The sequence below is a fragment of the Nitrosophilus sp. genome, from assembly GCF_982775275.1.
In genome coordinates, this window is record NZ_CEXZHP010000123.1 from 1 (window position 1) to 4,608 (window position 4,608).

Here is a 4,608-nt window from a genome sequence, read left to right on the forward strand (position 1 = left end):
CGCTCGTTTTACTCGCTTGATTTGCATCAAGGTTCACCAGCTACTCCTATGCTCACCACTAAAATCCTTAGATTTAGGGTTCGCATATAGTCGTAGCTTTCGCAAGCGCACGGAAGTAAAGCAGTTTACTTCCTAAAGCTTCGCTTTGCGCTTGCTCACTCAACTACTCAACCACTCAACCATTTTAACCAATATCCAATATTCCCGCTCCCTTTATCTTTTGACTTCTATCTTTTGCATAAACTCTTTTTTTATTTATAACGTCATATTTCCAAATAGGCGCACTTGCTTTAAAATCTTCCACAAACTCTTCGATTAAATTTAGGGCGACTCTTCTTTTAGGAGAAAAAACCCCGGCCATATATGAGGAGGTATGCACTCTCACATCGCCTATCGAGTGAGCCATCTTTAGATATGCCCCCATATCGTTTGCTTTTTTTTGCCAATTTTCAAACCACTCCTTTAAAATAGGCTCATAAACGTCAAAACTTAAAGCCTCAATCCCCCCTTCTTCTCTAACGGTTCCAACAAAAGTTATAAATGCGCCAAAATTTTTATCTTCTCCCCATATCCTCCATCTACTAAATATCTCATCCACATCAAGAGGGCCATTATAAAGCTCTAACATCTTAATCCTTTATCTCTTTTAAAGATTTATCCGCCGCAAACAGGAGGAAGCAAAGATATTTTATCTCCCTCTTTTAATTCAATATCCAAATTATCAACTATCTTATCATTTATCGCAACCGCGCATTCACTTATCCATTTAGAGAGCTCTTTATCCTCTTTTAGCTTTAAAGCTACCTCTTTTAAATTTTTTGCCTCTATTTTTATAGATTTTTTTTCTATAGGTCCTAAAAACTCTATCGTAACCATTTTTTTCCCCGTTAATTTTTTAGAGCTCTATTATATCAAAAACCATTTTTTTTAAAAATGGTATAATCTTGCCATGATTTTTGCAAAGATAGATTATATAAACCTATTACCTTTTTATATATTTTTAAAAAGATATTTAAAAAACCCAGCAGATAGAGCCGCACTTGAACATAAAAAGGGAGTGCCTTCAAAAATCAATGAAGAATTTAAAAAAAATAAAATTGACGCAGCCTTTATTTCAAGCATATTTTCAAAAAATCAAAAATGCACAGACGTTGGAATAATAGCAAAAAAAGAGGTTTTAAGCGTTATAGTATGCGGCGATAAAGATAGAGTAGATCTTGAATCAAACACGTCAAATATTCTTGCAAAGGTTTTAAATCAAAAAGGAGAGATCCTAATAGGAGACAAAGCTCTCAAAAGATACAAAATCGATAAAAGTTGTAAAGATTTAGCCGCTTTATGGTTTAAAAAATATAAACTTCCTTTTGTTTTTGCAAGACTTTGCTATAAAAAAGATAAAAAAATATACGAAAAACTATCAAAAAAATTTTTAAACTCAAAAATAAAAATTCCGAGATATATTTTAAAAAAATATGAAAAAAGAAGCAATCTTTCAAGAAAAGATATACTAAACTATCTTTCATTAATAGAGTATAAAATCGATAAAAAAGCAAAACTCTCATTAAAAAAATTTATATTCCTTTCAAAGAGGGTTAAAAATAGATAAGATATAATAAGCACTAAAAAAATTTAAAATTTTGGGGATTTAATGAGAAAGATTATTATTTTTATTTTTTTTACAATATTTTTAACGGCAAAAGAACCTATAACGCCACTGCCCCAAACAATTAAATACAATAAAGATAAAGCTTTGCTTGGAAAATATCTTTTTTTCGATCCGATTTTATCAAAAGACAAATCAGTAAGCTGTGCAAGCTGTCACGATTTTGATCACGGAGGAGCCGATCCAAGACCTGTTTCTATAGGTGTAGGAGGCAAAAAAGGCAGGGTAAACGCTCCGACGGTTTATAATTCATATTTTAATTTTAGGCAGTTTTGGAACGGAAGAGCAAAAGATCTAAAAGATCAAGCAAACGGTCCGGTTCACGCACCAAACGAGATGGCGATGGATGCAAAAACTATAGAGAGAAGATTAAATAACAATAAATTTTATAAAAAGCTTTTCAAAAAGGTTTATAAAACCGACAACATTAAATATTGGATGGTATTAGACGCAATTGCTGAGTTTGAAAAGGCTTTAATAACCCCAAATTCAAAATTTGATAGATTCTTAAGAAAAGAGACAAACCTCTCTCCCCTTGAAAAAAAAGGTTATCTTCTTTTTAAACAATTAGGGTGCATCACCTGCCATAACGGTATAAATATCGGAGGAAACTCTTATCAAAAAATTGGAGCCATAAATCCATACGATAAAGCTCCAGTTGGTGATAGATACGAGATTACAAAAAGGGAGTTTGACAGATATAGATATAAAGTGCCCTCTTTAAGAAATATAGTTTTAACGGCTCCCTATTTCCATGATGGGAGTGTCGAAACTCTTCAAGAAGCTATAGATAAAATGGCTTATCACAATCTTGGCTTTAGATTGAGCGAAGAGGAAAAAAAAGCTTTAATAGCCTTTTTAAAAACATTAACCGGAGAAAAACCTAAAATTTTAAAAGAAAACAGATGAAACTCCAAAAAAGAATAATCTTTGCAACAATTATAGGAGTATTAGCAATACTTATGTTGCTTCTTTTTGAAAACTTTACGAAATCCTATTTTTTAAAAAATAACAAAGTCTTAAACGCTTTTCATCATCTTGAAACACAAGAGGTGCTGTTAGATTATGAGATATTGGAAAGCACTTTTTTTCTTTATAAGAATTTTGACTCAATTACTAATACCCAAAAAGATATAGAAAAAGCTTTGGAATATATCCAAAACACTCCCATAAAAAAAGAGCATAAAGATGTTTATAAAAAATTTTTAGATTATAAAAAGCAATATACGATAAAATTGAGGCTATAAACGATTTTGAAAGCATAAACTCAACTATTAAAAATTCAACAATGTATCTCTCTACTTTAATTAGTAAAATTCCTCAAATTTTAGATAAAAAGGATAATGAAAAAGTGGCGAATTATGAAAAGCTAGTAATAAAAACAATCTCATCTATTTTTTTAGCTAAAAACAGTTTTGATGAAGATTTTATAGAAGAGATAAAAACAAATTTTAAAAAATTGGAAAAATTTAATTTTAAAGATAAAAAAACCGACGAGTTTCATAAAGTCTTGCTATCCCATCTAAAACTTTTTATTAACAATTTTCCATTTTATACTAAATATTTAAATATGATTTTAAACAGTGATTCAAAAAATAAATTAAAAGAGACTATAAAAGAGTTTATAAAATCGGCAAACGAAGAGTTAAATTTTTTAACCACATTATATGTAGTTTTAATAATTTTTTATATCGGTGCAATAATAATTATTTTATATCTTCTTTTTTTAGTTGACAAAGAAAATATTCAGCTAAAATTGATGCAAAAAAAACTACAAAATATGGCAAGAATTGATTCTTTAACGGGTCTTTTAAATAGAAGAGTTTTAGATCAAGATAAAAAAAATATAAAAGATCCGGTCTTTTTTATCGTAAATATTGACGGATTTAAACATTATAACGATTTTTACGGTATAAAAACTGGTGATTTTTTATTAAAAGAGGTAGCAAAAGCTTTAAAAAATATTGTTCCTAAAGAGACAAAGGCAAAATTTTACAGAATCGGCGGAGATGATTTTGGAATATTAATGTCAAAAGATAGTTTTGATATTAAAAAAATTGCAAAAAAAATAATAGATTATTTTAAAAAAAATAAATTTATCTACAACAATATAGAGATTCATATATCGGTAAGCATAGGTATAACTACCAAAAAACCTTTAATAGAAACTGCCGATATGGCGCTAAAACATGTTAAAAAAGATCTTAGAAGATCATATTTTATATATAGTGAAAATCTTGGTTTTTATGAAAAAATAGAAGAAAATATTAAAAAAACAAAAATTTTAAAAAATGCCATAGACAAAGACCTTATTCTTCCATATTTTCAGCCAATTTTTGATCCATACGAAAATAAAATCGTCAAATATGAGGTATTGGCTAGACTAAAAAACGATAAAGAAAAAATCGAATCTATTTTTCCATACCTTCAAATCGCAAAAGAGACAAAACTATATGAAAGTTTTACAAAAACAGTTTTTAAAAAAAGTTTTGAATTTTTTAACGGCAAAGATTGTGATTTTGCTTTAAATATATCTATAGAAGATATATCAAATCCAAATATTTTAAAATTTTTGGGAAATCTTTTTAAAAAGTATCCAAATCTATCAAAAAGGGTTACTTTTGAAATATTAGAAAGTGCTGCAATTGATGATTATGACGCTGTTAGAGATTTTGTATCTATTATAAAAAGTATGGGTGCAAAAATAGCCATTGATGATTTTGGAAGCGGATATTCCAATTTTGAGCATATATTAAATCTAAAAATAGATTATATTAAAATTGACGGATCTTTAATAAAAGATATAACTACCCATAAAAACTCTGAACTTATAGTCAAAACAGTTAAAAATTTTGCCGATGAGGCAAAAATAAAAACAGTAGCGGAATTTGTCTATTCAAAAGAGGTTTTAAAAAAGATTAAAGAGTTAAAGATCGATTATGCAC

The 4,608-nt window shown here is 28.6% G+C and carries 6 protein-coding genes; 4 read left to right on the plus strand and 2 right to left on the minus strand.

The window, feature by feature from the left end; translation table 11 throughout:
• Positions 1-184 precede the first annotated feature (184 nt).
• Both AC30RD_RS06510 and AC30RD_RS06515 read right to left on the minus strand, forming a co-directional pair.
• Positions 185-634 carry a molybdopterin synthase catalytic subunit gene (locus AC30RD_RS06510; protein ID WP_489493576.1) on the minus strand — a complete coding sequence of 150 codons (450 nt, stop codon included), beginning with the start codon at positions 632-634 and terminating at the stop codon, positions 185-187.
• 20 nt (positions 635-654) lie between these two features.
• Positions 655-876 carry a MoaD/ThiS family protein gene (locus AC30RD_RS06515; RefSeq protein ID WP_489493572.1) on the minus strand — a complete coding sequence of 74 codons (222 nt, stop codon included), beginning with the start codon at positions 874-876 and terminating at the stop codon, positions 655-657.
• A gap of 73 nt (positions 877-949) precedes the next feature.
• Here AC30RD_RS06515 and AC30RD_RS06520 point away from each other — a divergent pair, with 73 nt between their 5' ends.
• The 4 genes from AC30RD_RS06520 to AC30RD_RS06535 form a co-directional block, all read left to right on the plus strand.
• Positions 950-1,606, plus strand: coding sequence for an MqnA/MqnD/SBP family protein (locus AC30RD_RS06520; protein WP_489493573.1), 657 nt, complete (start codon positions 950-952; stop codon positions 1,604-1,606).
• Between the two features lie 42 nt (positions 1,607-1,648).
• Entirely contained in the window at positions 1,649-2,572 is a 924-nt protein-coding gene (locus AC30RD_RS06525) for a cytochrome-c peroxidase (RefSeq protein WP_489493574.1), read from the plus strand.
• The gene (locus tag AC30RD_RS06530; RefSeq protein ID WP_489493575.1) at positions 2,569-2,910 is read left to right on the plus strand and encodes a hypothetical protein; all 342 of its coding nucleotides are present in this window, start codon (positions 2,569-2,571) and stop codon (positions 2,908-2,910) included. The genes AC30RD_RS06525 and AC30RD_RS06530 overlap by 4 nt, the downstream gene beginning before the upstream one ends.
• Before the next feature lie 26 nt (positions 2,911-2,936).
• Positions 2,937-4,608: EAL domain-containing protein (locus AC30RD_RS06535; protein ID WP_489493578.1), on the plus strand; the 1,672-nt coding region annotated here is incomplete at its 3' end.